Annotated in this window: 17 protein-coding genes; 9 read left to right on the top strand and 8 right to left on the bottom strand. The window is 55.1% G+C overall.

Annotation, left to right across the window (positions count from 1 at the left end; all coding sequences use genetic code 11):
- Positions 1–33 precede the first annotated feature (33 nt).
- From dnaE to tilS, 5 genes are all read left to right on the top strand, one after another.
- Positions 34–3,516: a DNA polymerase III subunit alpha gene (gene dnaE / locus D5066_RS11290; protein WP_119915985.1), complete on the top strand. Its 3,483-nt coding sequence runs from the start codon at positions 34–36 to the stop codon at positions 3,514–3,516.
- Positions 3,517–3,528: 12 nt separating this feature from the next.
- On the top strand, positions 3,529–4,488 hold the full coding sequence (gene accA, locus D5066_RS11285) for an acetyl-CoA carboxylase carboxyl transferase subunit alpha (protein WP_013095666.1): 960 nt from the start codon (positions 3,529–3,531) through the stop codon (positions 4,486–4,488).
- A 100-nt stretch (positions 4,489–4,588) separates the two neighbouring features.
- Positions 4,589–6,721 carry a lysine decarboxylase LdcC gene (locus D5066_RS11280; RefSeq protein ID WP_119915984.1) on the top strand — a complete coding sequence of 711 codons (2,133 nt, stop codon included), beginning with the start codon at positions 4,589–4,591 and terminating at the stop codon, positions 6,719–6,721.
- A 66-nt stretch (positions 6,722–6,787) separates the two neighbouring features.
- Positions 6,788–7,177: a VOC family protein gene (locus D5066_RS11275; RefSeq protein WP_119915983.1), complete on the top strand. Its 390-nt coding sequence runs from the start codon at positions 6,788–6,790 to the stop codon at positions 7,175–7,177.
- Between the two features lie 58 nt (positions 7,178–7,235).
- Complete coding sequence (gene tilS / locus D5066_RS11270; RefSeq protein ID WP_119915982.1) at positions 7,236–8,525, top strand: tRNA lysidine(34) synthetase TilS; 1,290 nt, start codon at positions 7,236–7,238, stop codon at positions 8,523–8,525.
- Positions 8,526–8,553: 28 nt separating this feature from the next.
- On the opposite strand, the gene rof is transcribed toward tilS, so the two are convergent.
- Both rof and D5066_RS11260 read right to left on the bottom strand, forming a co-directional pair.
- The gene (gene rof / locus D5066_RS11265) at positions 8,554–8,814 is read right to left on the bottom strand and encodes a Rho-binding antiterminator (protein WP_014830722.1); all 261 of its coding nucleotides are present in this window, start codon (positions 8,812–8,814) and stop codon (positions 8,554–8,556) included.
- Complete coding sequence (locus D5066_RS11260; RefSeq protein WP_008501889.1) at positions 8,801–9,001, bottom strand: YaeP family protein; 201 nt, start codon at positions 8,999–9,001, stop codon at positions 8,801–8,803. The genes rof and D5066_RS11260 overlap by 14 nt, the downstream gene beginning before the upstream one ends.
- Positions 9,002–9,197: 196 nt before the next feature.
- Here D5066_RS11260 and D5066_RS11255 point away from each other — a divergent pair, with 196 nt between their 5' ends.
- Genes D5066_RS11255 through nlpE form a run of 3 tightly spaced genes read left to right on the top strand, consistent with a single transcriptional unit; the run spans position 9,198 to position 10,894 of the window.
- Positions 9,198–9,743 (top strand): YaeQ family protein, encoded by a 546-nt coding sequence (locus D5066_RS11255; RefSeq protein ID WP_080328762.1) that lies wholly within the window; start codon positions 9,198–9,200, stop codon positions 9,741–9,743.
- Entirely contained in the window at positions 9,740–10,156 is a 417-nt protein-coding gene (gene arfB, locus D5066_RS11250) for an alternative ribosome rescue aminoacyl-tRNA hydrolase ArfB (protein WP_080328763.1), read from the top strand. The genes D5066_RS11255 and arfB overlap by 4 nt, the downstream gene beginning before the upstream one ends.
- A 39-nt stretch (positions 10,157–10,195) precedes the next feature.
- Complete coding sequence (gene nlpE, locus D5066_RS11245) at positions 10,196–10,894, top strand: envelope stress response activation lipoprotein NlpE (RefSeq protein WP_119915981.1); 699 nt, start codon at positions 10,196–10,198, stop codon at positions 10,892–10,894.
- Between the two features lie 48 nt (positions 10,895–10,942).
- Here nlpE and proS read toward each other — a convergent pair whose 3' ends face one another.
- The 6 genes from proS to metN form a co-directional block, all read right to left on the bottom strand.
- Positions 10,943–12,661 (bottom strand): proline--tRNA ligase, encoded by a 1,719-nt coding sequence (proS, locus tag D5066_RS11240; protein ID WP_119915980.1) that lies wholly within the window; start codon positions 12,659–12,661, stop codon positions 10,943–10,945.
- 112 nt (positions 12,662–12,773) lie between these two features.
- Positions 12,774–13,481 carry a tRNA (N6-threonylcarbamoyladenosine(37)-N6)-methyltransferase TrmO gene (gene tsaA / locus D5066_RS11235; RefSeq protein ID WP_119915979.1) on the bottom strand — a complete coding sequence of 236 codons (708 nt, stop codon included), beginning with the start codon at positions 13,479–13,481 and terminating at the stop codon, positions 12,774–12,776.
- Positions 13,478–13,882, bottom strand: coding sequence for an envelope stress sensor lipoprotein RcsF (gene rcsF / locus D5066_RS11230; protein ID WP_080328767.1), 405 nt, complete (start codon positions 13,880–13,882; stop codon positions 13,478–13,480). Before rcsF ends, tsaA begins: the two co-directional genes overlap by 4 nt.
- Positions 13,883–13,988: 106 nt before the next feature.
- Positions 13,989–14,804 (bottom strand): methionine ABC transporter substrate-binding lipoprotein MetQ, encoded by an 816-nt coding sequence (metQ, locus tag D5066_RS11225; protein WP_014168729.1) that lies wholly within the window; start codon positions 14,802–14,804, stop codon positions 13,989–13,991.
- A gap of 40 nt (positions 14,805–14,844) precedes the next feature.
- On the bottom strand, positions 14,845–15,498 hold the full coding sequence (locus D5066_RS11220; protein ID WP_003856130.1) for a methionine ABC transporter permease MetI: 654 nt from the start codon (positions 15,496–15,498) through the stop codon (positions 14,845–14,847).
- Complete coding sequence (metN, locus tag D5066_RS11215) at positions 15,491–16,522, bottom strand: methionine ABC transporter ATP-binding protein MetN (RefSeq protein ID WP_119915978.1); 1,032 nt, start codon at positions 16,520–16,522, stop codon at positions 15,491–15,493. The genes D5066_RS11220 and metN overlap by 8 nt, the downstream gene beginning before the upstream one ends.
- 188 nt (positions 16,523–16,710) lie before the next feature.
- On the opposite strand from metN, the gene gmhB reads away from it, so the two are divergent.
- Positions 16,711–17,277: a D-glycero-beta-D-manno-heptose 1,7-bisphosphate 7-phosphatase gene (gmhB, locus tag D5066_RS11210; RefSeq protein ID WP_028015601.1), complete on the top strand. Its 567-nt coding sequence runs from the start codon at positions 16,711–16,713 to the stop codon at positions 17,275–17,277.
- The last annotated feature ends 67 nt before the right edge of the window (positions 17,278–17,344 follow it).

Genomic DNA, 17,344 nt, shown 5'->3' with positions numbered 1-17,344 from the left:
TACGCAAGCAATTAAGTAACGCGGAATCTGAAGATGGCTGAACCACGTTTCGTACACCTGCGGGTGCATAGCGACTACTCCATGATCGATGGGCTGGCGAAGACCGGGCCGCTGGTAAAAAAGGCGGCCGCGCTTGGTATGCCTGCACTGGCGATCACCGATTTTACCAACCTGTGTGGCCTGGTGAAGTTCTACGGAACGGCGCATGGCGCGGGGATGAAGCCTATCGTCGGTGCGGATTTTCACGTGCAGAGCGACCTCATCGGCGATGAACTGACGCAAATCTCCGTGTTAGCCATGAACAACACGGGTTATCAAAACCTTACCCTGCTTATCTCAAAAGCCTATCAGCGCGGTTACGGTGCGCTGGGCCCGTGGATTGACAGGGACTGGCTGGCTGAGCTTAACGAAGGGCTGCTGCTGATTTCCGGTGGTCGCATGGGCGATGTCGGAAAATCGCTGCTGCGCGGTAACAGCGCGCTGGTGGATCAGTGCGTCTCGTTCTATGAAGAGTACTTCCCTAATCGTTATTATCTGGAGCTGATTCGCACCGGCCGCCAGGATGAAGAGAGTTATCTGCACGCTGCTGTCGCGCTGGCAGAAGAGCGCGGCTTGCCCGTGGTGGCGACCAACGACGTGCGCTTCCTTGAGTCGGGCGATTTTGACGCTCACGAAATTCGCGTGGCGATCCACGATGGCTTTACCCTCGACGATCCGAAACGCCCGCGTAACTACTCATCGCAGCAATATATGCGCAGCGAAGAGGAGATGTGCGAGCTCTTCTCCGACATCCCGGAAGCACTGGAAAACAGCGTAGAGATCGCCAAGCGCTGTAACGTGACCGTGCGCCTTGGTGAATACTTCCTGCCGCAGTTCCCGACCGGCGACATGACCACGGAAGATTTCCTGGTCATGAAGTCGAAAGAGGGTCTTGAAGAGCGCCTGGAATTCCTCTTCCCGGATGAAGCGGTCCGCAAAGAGAAGCGTCCTGAGTATGACGAGCGCCTGGATATTGAACTCCAGGTTATCAACCAGATGGGCTTCCCGGGCTACTTCCTGATCGTAATGGAGTTTATCCAGTGGTCGAAGGATAACGGCGTTCCGGTCGGACCGGGCCGTGGCTCAGGTGCGGGCTCCCTGGTGGCGTATGCGCTGAAAATTACCGACCTCGATCCGCTGGAATTCGACCTGCTGTTCGAACGTTTCCTTAACCCGGAACGTGTTTCCATGCCCGACTTCGACGTCGACTTCTGTATGGAGAAACGCGACCAGGTGATCGAGCACGTGGCCGATATGTACGGTCGTGACGCGGTATCACAGATTATTACCTTCGGCACGATGGCGGCGAAAGCGGTTATCCGCGACGTGGGTCGCGTGCTGGGCCACCCGTACGGTTTCGTCGATCGTATTTCTAAACTGGTGCCGCCCGATCCGGGCATGACGCTGGCAAAAGCGTTTGAAGCAGAACCTCAGCTGCCGGAAATCTACGAAGCTGACGAAGAAGTCAAAGCGCTGATCGACATGGCGCGCAAGCTGGAAGGCGTCACGCGTAACGCCGGTAAGCATGCGGGGGGCGTCGTTATCGCCCCAACCAAAATTACCGACTTTGCGCCGCTGTACTGCGACGAAGCGGGCCAGCATCCGGTCACCCAGTTCGATAAAAACGACGTGGAATACGCCGGGCTGGTGAAGTTCGACTTCCTCGGCCTGCGCACGCTGACTATCATCAACTGGGCGCTGGAGATGATCAACGCCCGCCGCGAGAAGAACGGCGAGCCGCCGCTGGATATCGCGGCCATCCCGCTGGATGACAAGAAAAGTTTCGACATGCTGCAGCGCTCGGAGACAACAGCTGTCTTCCAGCTTGAATCCCGTGGCATGAAAGATCTGATTAAACGTCTGCAGCCCGACTGCTTCGAAGATATGATCGCACTGGTGGCCCTGTTCCGTCCGGGCCCGCTGCAGTCAGGGATGGTAGATAACTTCATCGATCGTAAGCACGGGCGCGAAGAGATTTCCTACCCGGACGTGCAGTGGCAGCACGAAAGCCTGAAGCCTGTGCTGGAGCCGACCTACGGCATCATCCTGTATCAGGAACAGGTTATGCAGATCGCCCAGGTGCTTTCCGGCTATACCCTTGGCGGCGCGGATATGCTGCGTCGTGCGATGGGTAAGAAAAAGCCGGAAGAGATGGCCAAGCAGCGCTCTATTTTTGAAGACGGGGCGAAGAAAAACGGCGTTGACGGCGAGCTGGCGATGAAAATCTTCGACCTGGTGGAGAAATTCGCCGGGTACGGATTTAACAAATCCCACTCCGCTGCCTATGCTTTGGTTTCGTATCAAACGCTGTGGCTGAAAGCGCACTATCCCGCTGAGTTTATGGCGGCGGTTATGACCGCCGATATGGACAACACCGAGAAGGTGGTAGGTCTGGTGGACGAGTGCTGGCGTATGGGGCTGAAGATCCTGCCGCCGGACATTAACTCGGGGCTCTACCATTTCCACGTCAACGATGACGGGGAGATCGTCTACGGGATCGGCGCGATCAAAGGCGTGGGCGAGGGGCCGATCGAGGCGATCATCGAAGCGCGTAACAACGGCGGGTATTTCCGCGAGCTGTTCGATCTCTGCGCCCGTACCGATACCAAAAAACTGAACCGCCGCGTGCTGGAAAAGCTGATCATGTCTGGCGCGTTCGACAGGCTGGGGCCGCACCGCGCCGCGCTGATGAACTCGCTCGGCGATGCGCTGAAAGCGGCCGATCAGCACGCGAAAGCGGAAGCCATTGGCCAGGCGGATATGTTTGGCGTACTGGCGGAAGAGCCAGAGCAGATTGAGCAGTCTTACTCTAACTGTCAGCCCTGGCCAGAACAGGTTGTACTGGATGGCGAACGGGAAACGTTAGGCTTGTACCTGACGGGTCACCCGATCAACCAGTACATCAAAGAAATTGAGCGCTATGTCGGAGGCAACAGGCTAAAAGACATGCATCCGACAGATCGTGGTAAAATCACCACGGCTGCGGGGCTCGTGATTGCTGCAAGGGTAATGGTCACCAAGCGTGGCAATCGTATCGGCATCTGTACGCTGGATGACCGTTCCGGGCGTCTGGAGGTGATGCTATTCACCGACGCGCTGGATAAATACCAGCAATTGCTGGAAAAAGACCGCATACTTATCGTCAGCGGACAGGTCAGCTTTGATGACTTCAGCGGGGGGCTTAAAATGACCGCCCGCGAAGTGATGGACATTGACGAAGCCCGGGAAAAATATGCTCGCGGGCTTGCTATCTCGCTGACGGACAGGCAAATTGATGACCAGCTTTTAAACCGACTCCGTCAGTCTCTGGAACCCCACCGCTCGGGGACCATTCCAGTACATCTCTACTATCAGAGGGCGGATGCACGTGCGCGGTTGCGCTTTGGTGCAACGTGGCGTGTCTCTCCGAGCGATCGTTTACTGAACGATCTCCGTGGCCTCATTGGTTCGGAGCAGGTGGAACTGGAGTTTGACTAATACAGGAATACTATGAGTCTGAATTTCCTTGATTTCGAACAGCCGATTGCTGAGCTGGAAGCGAAAATCGATTCTCTGACAGCGGTAAGCCGTCAGGATGAAAAACTGGATATTAACATCGACGAAGAAGTGCATCGTCTGCGCGAAAAAAGCGTAGAGCTGACGCGCAAAATCTTTGCCGATCTCGGCGCATGGCAGATCGCCCAGTTGGCGCGTCATCCGCAGCGTCCGTACACCCTGGATTATGTCCGCCTGGCGTTTGATGAATTCGACGAACTGGCAGGCGATCGCGCATACGCTGATGACAAAGCTATCGTCGGCGGTATCGCGCGTCTGGACGGACGCCCGGTGATGATCATTGGTCATCAGAAAGGCCGTGAAACCAAAGAGAAGATCCGTCGTAACTTTGGTATGCCAGCACCAGAAGGCTACCGTAAAGCCCTGCGTCTGATGGAGATGGCTGAGCGTTTCAACATGCCAATCATCACCTTCATCGACACCCCGGGTGCATACCCAGGCGTGGGCGCGGAAGAGCGCGGCCAGTCTGAAGCCATCGCGCGCAACCTGCGTGAGATGTCTCGTCTGAAAGTGCCGGTCATCTGTACCGTTATCGGTGAAGGTGGTTCCGGCGGTGCGCTGGCCATTGGCGTGGGCGATAAAGTGAATATGCTGCAGTACAGCACCTATTCCGTTATCTCGCCTGAAGGTTGCGCGTCCATTCTATGGAAAAGCGCCGACAAAGCGCCGCTGGCTGCAGAAGCGATGGGCATCATTGCGCCGCGTCTGAAAGAGCTGAAGCTGATCGACACCGTTATCCCGGAACCTCTGGGCGGCGCGCATCGTAAGCCGGAAGTGATGGCCGCGTCCCTGAAGGCGCAGCTGCTGGCGGACCTGGCGGACCTGGACGTCCTGAGCAAAGAAGACCTGCTCAACCGTCGTTACCAGCGTCTGATGACCTACGGTTACGCGTAAGCTTCACAATTATCTGAAAAGCCGCACACTGTTGCGGCTTTTTTTATACCTGCGGTTTAGCCTGGCTATGCTTAGCTAATGTTTTTTAAGGAGGAAGCCCGTGAATATCATTGCCATTATGGGGCCACACGGCGTCTTTTATAAAGATGAGCCGATTAAGGAGCTGGAGCAAGCCCTGCAGTCGCGCGGATATCAGCTGATCTGGCCGCACAACAGTGCCGACCTGCTGAAATTTATCGAGCACAACCCGCGTATCTGCGGCGTGATCTTCGACTGGGACGAGTATGATCTCGAACTGTGCAGCGACATCAACAAGCTGAATGAATATCTGCCGCTGTACGCGTTTATCAATACCCACTCGACCATGGACGTCAGCGCCCATGATATGCGTATGGCGCTGTGGTTCTTTGAGTACTCTCTTGGCGTGGCGGAAGATATCGCGACCCGGATCCAGCAGTACACGCGCGAATATCTGGATAACATCACGCCGCCCTTCACCCGCGCGCTGTTCACCTATGTGAAAGAGGGAAAATACACCTTCTGTACGCCCGGGCATATGGCCGGGACGGCCTATCAAAAAAGCCCGGTGGGCTGCCTGTTCTATGATTTCTTTGGCGGCAACACGCTAAAGGCAGACGTCTCGATTTCGGTCACTGAGCTGGGTTCTCTGCTCGACCACACCGGCCCGCATCTGGAGGCCGAAGAGTACATTGCCCGTACCTTTGGTGCCGAGCAGAGCTATATGGTGACTAATGGCACCTCGACCTCAAATAAAATTGTCGGCATGTACGCCGCGCCTGCCGGAAGCACATTGCTGATCGACCGTAACTGTCATAAATCGCTGGCGCACCTGCTGATGATGAGCGACGTCGTCCCGATCTGGCTATCACCCACGCGTAACGCGCTCGGTATCCTCGGCGGCATTCCGCGCCGGGAGTTCACGCATCAAGCCATTGAAAATAAGGTCTCGGCGATCCCTGAAGCCAGCTGGCCTGTTCACGCGGTGATCACGAACTCCACCTATGATGGCCTGCTTTACAACACCAACTGGATCAAGCAGACGCTGGACGTGCCATCGATCCACTTTGATTCCGCGTGGGTGCCTTATACCAACTTCCACCCGATTTATTCGGGAAAAAGTGGGATGAGCGGCGAGCGCGTGCCGGGCAAAGTGTTCTTCGAAACGCAATCGACGCACAAAATGCTGGCCGCGTTTTCGCAGGCCTCGCTTATTCACATCAAAGGCGAGTACGACGAGGATACCTTCAACGAAGCCTTTATGATGCACACCACCACCTCTCCGAGCTATCCGCTGGTGGCCTCTATCGAGACGGCGGCGGCGATGCTCCGCGGCAATCCGGGTAAACGCCTGATTAACCGCTCGGTGGAACGCGCGCTGCATTTCCGTAAAGAGGTTCAGCGGTTAAAAGATGAGGCGGACGGCTGGTTCTTTGATATCTGGCAGCCGGAAGAGATTGACGAGGCGGAGTGCTGGCCCGTCGCGCCGGGGGAGAGCTGGCACGGTTTTCGGGATGCCGATGCGGACCACATGTTCCTCGATCCGGTTAAGGTGACGATCCTGACGCCGGGCATGGACGAGCAGGGCGTGATGGGCGACGAAGGGATCCCCGCCGCGCTGGTAGCGAAGTTCCTTGACGAGCGCGGCGTGGTGGTGGAGAAGACCGGCCCTTATAATTTGCTGTTCCTGTTCAGTATCGGAATCGATAAAACCCGGGCAATGGGACTGCTGCGCGGGCTGATGGAGTTTAAGCGCGCCTACGATCTGAACCTGCGGGTGAAGAACATGCTTCCGGATCTCTACGCGGAAGATCCTGACTTCTATCGCAACATGCGTATTCAGGAGCTGGCGCAGGGGATCCACAGGCTGATCCGCCAGCACGATCTGCCACGCCTGATGCTCCAGGCGTTTGATGTTCTGCCTGAAATGAAGCTGACGCCGCACAAGGCCTGGCAGCGGCAGGTGAAAGGTGACGTTGAAACCGTTGAGCTGGAAAATCTGGTTGGACGCGTGTCGGCCAACATGATCCTGCCGTATCCGCCAGGCGTGCCGCTGCTGATGCCGGGTGAGATGATCACCGAGGAGAGCCGGGCGGTGCTCGATTTCCTGCTGATGCTCTGTTCGGTAGGACGTCATTATCCCGGCTTCGAAACGGATATCCACGGTGCGAAGCGAGATGAAAACGGCGTGTACTGGGTGCGAGTCCTAAAATAAAGATGACCGCTTGCCAGGTGCGGGTTTTCGGTTGTAACGTTTCAGGCATCATAAAAAGGAGAAGCTATGCTGGGTTTAAAAGCTGTTCATCATATTGCGATCATTGCCACTGATTACGCGAAAAGTAAGGCCTTCTACTGCGATATCCTTGGCTTCACGCTGTTGAGCGAGGCCTACCGCGAGGAGCGCGACTCCTGGAAAGGTGACCTGGCGTTAAACGGACAATATGTAATTGAACTGTTCTCCTTTCCCTTTCCGCCTGCGCGCCCGTCACGCCCGGAAGCCTGCGGCCTGCGCCATCTTGCCTTCAGCGTTGATGACCTGGACAGCGCAGTAAAACATCTGGAAACTCACGGCGTGACGTGCGAACCCATTCGTATCGACCCGTTCACTGACAAGCGTTTTACCTTTTTCAACGACCCGGACGGCCTGCCGCTGGAGCTTTACCAGCAGTAATGTTTGTCCTGTGTGATAATGCCCGCTCAGTTCGGGCATTTTTTATGTGTAATTTCCTATGACCTTACCCGCTATCGCACAAGCCGTTTCACCGTACCGCCAGCTGCTGGTGGGGTTTAGCGGTGGCCTGGATTCCACCGTGTTGCTGCATCGCCTTAAGCTCTGGCGCGATCGGGACCCTGACGTCCAGCTTCGGGCGATACACATCCACCACGGACTAAGCCCTCATGCAGAAGAGTGGGTAACGCACTGTGCAGCCTTGTGTGCGGCCTGGGCGATCCCGCTCATCGTTGAGCGCGTCACGCTTGCTGATGAAGGATTGGGTATTGAGGCGCAGGCGCGTAAAGCCCGCTATGCCGCGTTTGCCGGAGCATTACGTACTGGAGAAGCGCTGGTCACGGCGCAGCATCTGGACGATCAGTGCGAAACCTTTTTGCTTGCCCTTAAGCGGGGCAGCGGGCCTGCGGGGCTTTCCGCCATGCCAGCGTGTTCTGATTTTGCCGGAACGCAATTATTGCGTCCGCTGCTTGGCGAGACACGTGCCTCACTGGAAGCCTGGGCGCGAGAACACCAGCTGAGCTGGATCGAAGATGAGAGCAACCAGGATGACAGCTACGACCGCAACTTCCTGCGTCTGCGCGTCCTCCCGCTGTTGAGCGAGCGCTGGCCGCATTTTGCCGATGCGACGGCAAGAAGCGCCATGCTGTGTGCCGAACAGGAAACGTTGCTTGATGAGTTGCTCAGTGAAGAGCTGGCTGAACTGATTTCTGAAGACGGGGCGCTGGCGATCGCGCCGCTGGAGGCGATGAGCCCGGTACGTCGTGCCGCGCTGTTACGACGCTGGCTGGCCTCTCATCATGCTGCGATGCCGTCGCGGGCGATGCTTAGCCGTATCTGGGACGAAGTGGCGCAGTCGCGGGCAGACGCTTCCCCCTGCGTATACCTGCATGGGTTTGAGGTAAGACGCTATAGAGGCGAACTGTGGTGGATTAAATCCACGCCCTCACTGACCGATGTGGTGCTCGACTGGCTTTCTCCTGACGCACCGCTGATTTTGCCCTGTGAGGCAGGGCGCGTCTCTCTCATTCCGTCTGGTCATGTGCGGCTGCCGAAGCCCGGTGAACCGGTCACCGTGCGCTTTAAGGCTGGCGGCATGCTGCATATCGTCGGGCGCAACGGGGGACGGAAGCTGAAGAAAATTTGGCAGGAGTGTAACGTGCCGCCGTGGCTGCGCGACACCACGCCACTGTTGTTCTACGGTGAAACGCTTATCGCTGCGGCAGGCGTTTTCATCACGGAAGAGGGATGGACAGAAGAGGGTGTCCGTTTTGCGTGGCAGAAAGCGTAACGGGCAGCCAGGCTGCCCGTTAGTGTCATCAGGATTCGCTCACCACGACGGTGCCGATTTGCGGGTGGCTGAAGCTGGCTATTTTGTCCAGACGCAGCTCACGCGTCGCACCGGCGTCTTCAACTATCAGGTATTCCACATTCTTACGTGAAACCAGATCGCTGGCCTTCGCCTTCAACACTTCGCCATCTTTTAGCTCCAGCGTCAGTATTAAATGATGCTGGCAGGCGAGTTCGAGGTTGTCATAGTCATCACAATTGATGGGTTGATAAGTATCATTCATCGACATAATCGCTCACCAGTAAATTCGCCGCAGCATACGCTGCTTTTTCCCTGACCGACTCTGAAAGGCTCTCATCAGAGGCCACTTCATTAAGCACTTTCAATACACAGCCCAACGCGTCCGGGACATACCCCAGATCTCCGCTGGCGATTTCCGCATACCGTTTGCGAATTAACTCACAATAATTATTCACATCCCCTCCCGCCAGCGCACTGACTTACTGTGAGATATCATTAAGCCTACGAAGATAAACTCGGTTTAGCAAGGTGACTATACCATACTCATTTAAGCAATATCAGCGCCTTGATAGTGGGGTATTTATTACGCCGTAACAGCCTTTTGCCGCGGTTTTCGCTACAATGTGCGGCTGATTCGAATGGAGTTCTCTCATGGCGCTGAAAGCGACAATTTATAAAGCAGTGGTCAACGTGGCCGATCTGGATCGCAACCAGTTTCTGGATGCGTCGCTTACGCTGGCACGCCACCCCTCTGAAACCCAGGAGCGGATGATGCTGCGCCTGCTGGCGTGGATTAAGTATGCCGACGAACGTCTGCAGTTTACCCGTGGGTTAAGCGCAGAAGACGAGCCTGAAGCCTGGCTGCGCAACGACCATCTGGGGATCGATCTATGGATCGAGCTCGGCCTGCCGGACGAGCGCAGGGTTAAAAAGGCGTGTACTCAGTCCGCTGAAGTGGCGTTATTCGCCTATAACCAGCGCGCGGCAGAGATCTGGTGGCAGCAAAATAAGAATAAATGCGTACAGTTTAAAAATCTCACCGTCTGGTATCTGGATGATGAACAGCTGGCTCAGCTAAGCGAGTTCGCCAGCCGGACGATGGTGCTGCAGGCAACGATTCAGGACGGTGCCATCTGGCTCTCTGATTCTCAGAATAATCTGGAAATCCATCTGGCGGCCTGGCAGCCCGCATCATGATTGTTTTGTCCCGAAACGTCAGCATTCCTGATAACGAGCTGGAGATCACCGCCATCCGTGCTCAGGGGGCGGGTGGGCAGCACGTTAATAAAGCCTCCACGGCTATCCATTTGCGTTTTGACATTCGGGCATCAAGCCTGCCAGAGTATTATAAAGAGAGCCTCCTTGCCGCCAGCCATCATCTGATCACCAGCGATGGCGTCATTGTGATTAAAGCGCAGGAGTACCGTAGCCAGGAGTTAAACCGGGAAGCGGCACTTTCCAGGCTGGTGGCGGTCATAAAAGAATTAACTGCAGTGCAAAAAAGCCGGCGAGCAACGCGTCCGACGCGAGCATCAAAAGAACGTCGTTTGTCATCGAAGGCGCAAAAATCCACCGTTAAGGCGCTGCGCGGCAAAGTCCGTCATCCGTAGCGTGACGAAAGGGACACACTTTTTCATAAGGAATGTATTGTGAAAAAAGCATTATTATCAGCGCTGGCAGTCAGTACACTGTTTGCGCTTTTCGGGTGTAACAACCGTTCTGAAACGCAGATTATGCAGCCAGCGCAGAACGAAGAATTAAAGCCAATGCAGCAGAGCTGGCGCGGCGTATTGCCTTGCGCAGACTGCGAAGGCATTGAAACGTCACTGTTCCTGCAAAAAGACGGTACCTGGGTGATGAACCAGCGCTATCAGGGCGCGAAAGAACCCTCTTCATTTGCCACCTACGGGACATGGGCGCGTACGGCAGAGAAGCTGGTCCTGACGGATACCACCGGTGAGAAAACCTGGTTCCGCCCTAAAGGCGAGAACATGGAGATGCTCGACCGCGACGGTAACCCTATTCAATCCCAGTTCAACTACACGCTGGCCCCGGTGAAAGCGGCCCTGCCTGCAACGCCGATGGCAATGCGGGGGATGTACTTCTATATGGCGGATGCGGCGATATTTACCGACTGCGCCACCGGCAGGAAGGTCAGCGTGGCTAACAATGCGCAGCTTGAACGTGATTACGCTGTGGCACGCGGCAATGACAGCAAGCCGGTATTGCTGACGGTTGATGGTCACTTTACGCTGGAGCCAAACCCGGATAGTGGCGAGATGGTGAAAACGCTGGTGGCAGACAAAGACGCGAAGTTTGTCGCGGGTAAAGACTGTAACAGTAAATAAGCTGACGTTGAGCCATTAAAAAACCCCGCCGGAGCGGGGTTTTTTGTTTTAACCTTTGATGGCTTTTACCAGGTAATTAAGAATGTCGCCAGTCTTGATCATCTGTTTTTCGCCGCTGCGACGGTATTTATATTCAATCTCATCGCTGTCGAGGTTACGGTCGCCGATGACGACGGTGTGCGGAATACCGATCAGTTCCATATCGGCAAACATCACGCCCGGACGCTCTTTACGGTCATCCATCAGCACTTCAATACCCTGAGCGCGCAGCTCAGCGTACAGTTTCTCGGCCAGCTCCTGCACGCGGTAAGACTTGTGCATGTTCATTGGCAGAATAGCCACCTGGAACGGCGCGATGTTGTCCGGCCAGACGATGCCGCGCTCGTCGTAGTTCTGCTCGATGGCCGCAGCCACCACGCGCGTCACCCCGATACCGTAGCAGCCCATGGTCAGGATCTGGTTACGGCCATCTTCACCCTGAACGGCGGCGTTCAGCGCGCGAGAGTATTTATCACCCAGCTGGAAGATGTGACCGACTTCGATACCGCGCTTAATCATCAGGGTACCCTGGCCGTCCGGGCTTGGATCGCCGGCAACCACGTTACGGATGTCAGCCACTTCTGGCGTCGCCACGTCGCGATCCCAGTTGATGCCGAAGTAATGTTTACCGTCGATGTTAGCACCCGCGGAGAAGTCGCTCATTGCCGCAACCGTGCGGTCAATAACAACAGGCACCGGCATATTCACCGGACCAAGAGAGCCTGGGCCGGCATTCACGACGGCGCGGATTTCCGCTTCTGTGGCGAACGTCAGCGGGCTGGCTACCTGCGGCAGCTTCTCGGCTTTCACTTCGTTCAGCTCGTGATCGCCACGCACCAGCAGGGCAACCAGCGGGTAAGCGCTACCTTCGGTGGATTTCACCAGCAGCGTTTTCACGGTTTTTTCCACTGGCAGGTTGAACTGCTCAACCAGCTCGGCAATGGTTTTCGCGTTTGGCGTATCAACCAGCGTCATCTCTTGCGTTGCCGCGCCGCGTGGTTCTTTTGGTGCCAGCGCTTCTGCAAATTCGATATTCGCCGCGTAGTCTGATGAGTCAGAGAAGATCACATCGTCTTCGCCGCTCTGTGCCAGTACCTGGAATTCATGGGACGCGCTACCGCCGATGGAGCCGGTATCAGCCTGCACAGCGCGGAAATCCAGACCCATGCGGGAGAAGATTTTGCTGTATGCCTCGTACATTTTGTCGTAGGTCTCTTGCAGGGATTCCTGTGACGTATGGAAAGAGTAGGCATCTTTCATCAGGAATTCACGAGAGCGCATCACGCCGAAACGCGGGCGAACTTCATCGCGGAACTTGGTCTGGATCTGGAAGAAGTTCAGCGGCAGCTGTTTGTAAGAGCTCAGCTCATTGCGAATCAGGTCGGTAATGACTTCTTCATGCGTTGGACCGAGAACGAACGGACGCTCGCCGCGATCGACGAAGCGCAGCAGTTCTGGGCCATATTGCTCCCAACGGCCACTCTCCTGCCACAGGTCAGCGGGCTGAACCACAGGCATGGACACCTCGATAGCACCGGCGTTGTTCATCTCTTCACGCACGATGTTTTCGACTTTTTTCAGGACGCGCACGCCGGTCGGCAGCCAGGTGTATAACCCGGAGGCCAGCTTGCGGATCATCCCGGCGCGCAGCATCAGCTGATGGCTGATCACTTCGGCGTCGGCAGGCGTCTCCTTCAGAGTGGAGAGCAGATATTGGCTAGTACGCATGTTGTTACGGTTCCATTTCGACGATTGGAACAGGCTGAAACGCCAGCCTGACACAAAAAAAGTGGTTTAGTTTACCAGTGTGGCAAAGATGCCAAAAGAGAGGAGAACAAAATTACCTGGGTTCAAGGGCAAACACTTCAAAACCTTCCCCGGTGACGCGCCAGCGAACATTAAAATCCAGCAGCCAGACGGCGTACGTTTTTCCTGCTTCTTCTTCTTTACGGTAGGCCGGACGGGGGTCCTGTGCCAGCACTTCGGTGATGAAATTCCGTAAGCGAGGATAGCGTTTCTCCAGCTGAATGAGCTGCGAGGCGATCTCAGGCGTAAACGAAACAGGCATGTCCGCCCGTGGTGCGTCCTGAGCGTAGCTTGCGCGCGCGTCCGGAAGGGCTTCAGCGAAGGGCAAATAGGGTTTGATGTCGATGACCGGCGTGCCGTCGACCAGATCCAGGCTGCCCAGTTCGAGTATGACCTGTTCTTTCTGGCAACGTATGCCTTTCAGTTCAACCAGCGACATCCCGATCGGGTTTGGCCGGAAGGTTGAGCGAGTCGCAAACACGCCCATTCTCGCATTTCCACCCAGGCGCGGGGGACGTACGGTGGGGCGCCAGCCGCCTTCCATTGTCTGGTGAAAGACAAATACCACCCATAAGTGACTGAAAGACTCGAGCCCGCGTACCGCATCGGCCTGATTGTAAGGCGCGATAAGATGAAGCTCGCCGCTGCCGCTGGTGACCAGACCGGGCTGGCGGGGCACGGCGAACTTCTCTTTATACGGAGAGTGGATAACCCCTATCTGCTCAAACTGAAATGCACTCATTTCGCCGTAATGTTCAGCGCAGAACCGATGCAAACCGCCTGACGGTAGCAGCCCGGTGTGCCGCTGGTGACTTCGCAACTGTGCAGCAGCACCGCGTTAGCTTTCATTTTTGCGGCGTTAATCTGCATGCGTTTGCGCGCGGTCGGGATATTCGGAGGAGAGTCCTGATTGGTTGCCTGACAGGATTCGCCGCTCACTTCACCCAGTTCACGGAACGGTTTGCCGACGAGTTCGTCCGCTTTCGTGATAATGCGAACCGGCGCAGGGCGCGTCACTTTCGGTTTTGCAGGCTCTGTTTTTGGCGGGGTTGCCGTGCTTTGAACGGGTTCAACAGGAGATCTGCTTAGCATAGAACAGCCGCTCAGCATGAGTGCTAAAAGACAGATCGGTAAAGCACGCATAATATTTCCTCAATGGATAATCAAAACGTCAGATATTGAATCAGGTGACTGCACAAATGACAAGACGGGCATAAGCCCGTCCTGATGATATTACACTGAGGTGAGATTACCAGCCTTTAACCGCGCCGCCGTTAAACACTTTGTTGGCTTCCTGGTAAACTTCGTCTGACTGATAGGCCTGAACGAACTTCTTCACGTTTTCCGCGTCTTTGTTATCTTCGCGAGTCACGATGAGGTTAACGTACGGGGAGTCTTTATCTTCAACGAAGATACCGTCTTTCGCTGGCGTCAGGCCAATCTGGCTGGCGTAGGTGGTGTTGATCACCGCCAGGGCAATCTGCGCATCGTCCAGAGAACGCGGCAGCTGCGGTGCTTCCAGTTCAACAATTTTCAGATTTTTCGGGTTCTCGGTGACATCCAGAACGGTCGGCAGCAGGCCAACACCGTCTTTCAGTTTGATCAGACCCACTTTCTGCAGCAGCAGCAGGGAACGTCCGAGGTTGGTTGGATCGTTAGGCACGGCTACCTGAGAGCCCGGCTGCAGTTCGTCCAGTGATTTAATTTTCTTGGAGTAGCCGGCAATTGGGTAAACGAAGGTGTTACCCACGCCAACCAGCTTATAGCCGCGATCTTTGATCTGCTGATCCAGATATGGCTTATGCTGGAAAGCGTTAGCGTCGATATCGCCTTTGCTCAGCGCTTCGTTCGGCAGAACGTAATCATTGAAGGTTACCAGCTCAACGTCCAGACCGTATTTTTCTTTCGCCACTTTCTGAGCAACTTCAGCAACCTGCTGTTCTGCACCTACGATAACGCCCACTTTAATATGGTTTGGATCTTTTTCGTCCTGACCGCAACCCACCAGTGCCAGAGAGCCAATCAGCGCGCCAACTGCAGCAAAGGTCTTTAATTTAAACGCCATGTTTTATCCTTAACTCGTCGAGTTTGTGTTGTGTGTAACGTTATTTGTGAGTAACAGCCCGGACGATGCGATCGCCAGAGAACTGGATTAAGTAAACCAGCACAACCAGCAATACCAGAACGGTATTCATCACGGTAGCGTTATATCCAATATAGCCGTACTGGTAACCAATCTGCCCTAAACCGCCAGCGCCAACTGCACCACCCATTGCGGAATAACCGACCAGCGTGATGAGCGTGATGGTTGCCGCATTCACCAGACCTGGCAGCGCTTCAGGAAGCAGGACTTTGCGCACGATCTGCATAGGGGTTGCGCCCATTGCACGAGAAGCTTCAATCAATCCGGTTGGGATCTCCAGCAGGGCGTTTTCCACCATACGGGCGATAAACGGCGCAGCGCCTACGGTCAGCGGAACGATGGCCGCCTGCAGACCGATAGATGTTCCGACGATTACGCGGGTAAACGGAATCATCCACACCAGCAGAATAATAAACGGGATAGAACGGAAGATATTCACCAGCGCGGAGAGCGTACGGTAGAGCTTTGCGTTCTCAATGATTTGACCCGGACGCGTCACGTACAGCAGCACGCCAACCGGAAGACCAATCACAAAACCAAAGAAACCCGATACGAAGGTCATTGCCAGCGTTTCCCAAACGCCGCGAACCAGCAGCCACATCATCGGCTCAGACATAACCCAGTACCTCTACTTTTACGTGGTGTTCTTGCAGCCAGGCAATTGCCGCCTGGGTTTCTTCTTGTGTGCCGTGCATTTCCGTCAGCATGATGCCGAACTTCACGCCACCGGCGTAATCCATCTGCGCGCTGATGATGTTGTTGTTCACGTTAAAGCGACGCGCGGTTTCGGAAAGCAGAGGAGCATCTACGGACTGACCGGTAAACTCCATACGCAGCATCGGGACGCTGTCTGCCGTATGTTCAGTTTTCAAACGTTCCAGGTAATCTTCCGGAATATCCAGATGCAGCGTGGACTGGATGAACTGCTGTGCCAGCGGGGTTTTCGGGTGAGAGAATACTTCACTTACCGTGTCCTGCTCGATCAGCTCGCCGTTGCTGATGACCGCCACGCAGTCGCAGATGCGTTTCACTACGTCCATCTCGTGCGTAATAAGGAGGATCGTCAGGCCCAGGCGACGGTTAATGTCTTTCAGCAGTTCCAGAATCGAACGCGTGGTGGCCGGATCTAATGCGCTGGTGGCTTCGTCGCACAGGAGTACTTTTGGGTTGCTTGCCAGCGCGCGGGCAATAGCGACACGCTGCTTCTGCCCACCGGACAGGTTCGCCGGGTAGCTATCATGCTTATCACCCAGACCCACGAGGTCAAGCAGCTCGGTAACGCGACGCTTCACTTCTTCTTTCGGCGTGTTATCCAGCTCCAGCGGTAAGGCAACGTTGCCGAACACCGTGCGGGAGGCCAGCAGGTTAAAGTGCTGGAAGATCATGCCAATCTGACGGCGCGCTTTAGTCAGTTCTTTTTCTGAAAGGGCGGTAAGTTCCTGACCGCCAACTTCTACGCTGCCCTGGGTTGGGCGCTCAAGCAGGTTAACACAACGGATCAGCGTACTTTTACCTGCACCCGATGCGCCAATGACGCCATAAATTTGACCAGCAGGAACATGCAGGCTGACGTTGTTCAGTGCCTGAATGGTTCGGTTCCCCTGCTGGAACACTTTGGTGATATTGGAAAGTTTAATCATTAGATTATTTTTATCGTATGTAAGTTAGCCGTGGCATTTTCTTCTGCCAGATACGGGTGATGACCGTAAACAAAACGGATGTTAAGGCATCCAGACGTCTAAATCAATCCAACTCTGTACGATGAGCACTTTATTGCGCTGCGATTCATGAGATACTAGCTCAACAGGCCTTTTTCAGGAGCAAACCGGTGGCAAAATCAGTACCCGCAATTTTTCTCGACCGTGATGGCACTATTAATGTGGATCACGGTTATGTGCATGAGATCGATGAGTTTGAATTTATCGATGGCGTTATAGAGGCAATGCGCCAGCTAAAAGAGATGGGCTATGCGCTGGTGGTCGTAACGAACCAGTCCGGTATAGCGCGTGGTAAGTTCACCGAAGCGCAGTTTGAGACGCTGACGGAGTGGATGGACTGGTCGCTGGCCGATCGCGGTGTCGATCTTGATGGCATTTACTACTGCCCGCACCACCCGCAGGGAACGGTAGAAGAGTATCGTCAGACCTGCGACTGCCGTAAACCGCATCCGGGTATGTTTAACTCTGCGCAGGAGTTCTTGCACATTGATATGGCAGCTTCTTATATGGTGGGCGATAAGCTGGAAGATATGCAGGCGGCCGCAGCGGCGGGAGTGGGTACCAAAATATTAGTGCGTACCGGTAAGCCCGTAACGCCAGAAGCAGAAAGTGCAGCGGATTGGGTGATTAATAGTCTGGCAGAACTGCCAAAAGAGATAAAAAAGCATCAGAAATAGCCTTTTTGGCGAAAAGGTGAGCGGTCGAAATAAAAATGTATATTTCCGCTTGTCATTCCTCGGCAGC

Origin of the sequence: Enterobacter chuandaensis (assembly GCF_003594915.1) — a bacterium.
Lineage (GTDB): Bacteria > Pseudomonadota > Gammaproteobacteria > Enterobacterales > Enterobacteriaceae > Enterobacter > Enterobacter chuandaensis.
The sequence above is the reverse complement of the archived record's forward strand: the minus strand, read 5'-3'. Positions and strand labels throughout refer to the sequence as shown.

Excerpts from the sequence above, each read along its gene's own strand:
- dnaE (WP_119915985.1), top strand. The coding sequence starts at position 34 with ATGGCTGAACCACGTTTCGTACACCTGCGGGTGCATAGCGACTACTCC.
- accA (WP_013095666.1), top strand. The coding sequence starts at position 3,529 with ATGAGTCTGAATTTCCTTGATTTCGAACAGCCGATTGCTGAGCTGGAA.
- D5066_RS11275 (WP_119915983.1), top strand. The coding sequence starts at position 6,788 with ATGCTGGGTTTAAAAGCTGTTCATCATATTGCGATCATTGCCACTGAT.
- tilS (WP_119915982.1), top strand. The coding sequence starts at position 7,236 with ATGACCTTACCCGCTATCGCACAAGCCGTTTCACCGTACCGCCAGCTG.
- rof (WP_014830722.1), bottom strand. The coding sequence starts at position 8,814 with ATGTCGATGAATGATACTTATCAACCCATCAATTGTGATGACTATGAC.
- D5066_RS11255 (WP_080328762.1), top strand. The coding sequence starts at position 9,198 with ATGGCGCTGAAAGCGACAATTTATAAAGCAGTGGTCAACGTGGCCGAT.
- arfB (WP_080328763.1), top strand. The coding sequence starts at position 9,740 with ATGATTGTTTTGTCCCGAAACGTCAGCATTCCTGATAACGAGCTGGAG.
- proS (WP_119915980.1), bottom strand. The coding sequence starts at position 12,661 with ATGCGTACTAGCCAATATCTGCTCTCCACTCTGAAGGAGACGCCTGCC.
- tsaA (WP_119915979.1), bottom strand. The coding sequence starts at position 13,481 with ATGAGTGCATTTCAGTTTGAGCAGATAGGGGTTATCCACTCTCCGTAT.
- rcsF (WP_080328767.1), bottom strand. The coding sequence starts at position 13,882 with ATGCGTGCTTTACCGATCTGTCTTTTAGCACTCATGCTGAGCGGCTGT.
- metQ (WP_014168729.1), bottom strand. The coding sequence starts at position 14,804 with ATGGCGTTTAAATTAAAGACCTTTGCTGCAGTTGGCGCGCTGATTGGC.
- D5066_RS11220 (WP_003856130.1), bottom strand. The coding sequence starts at position 15,498 with ATGTCTGAGCCGATGATGTGGCTGCTGGTTCGCGGCGTTTGGGAAACG.
- metN (WP_119915978.1), bottom strand. The coding sequence starts at position 16,522 with ATGATTAAACTTTCCAATATCACCAAAGTGTTCCAGCAGGGGAACCGA.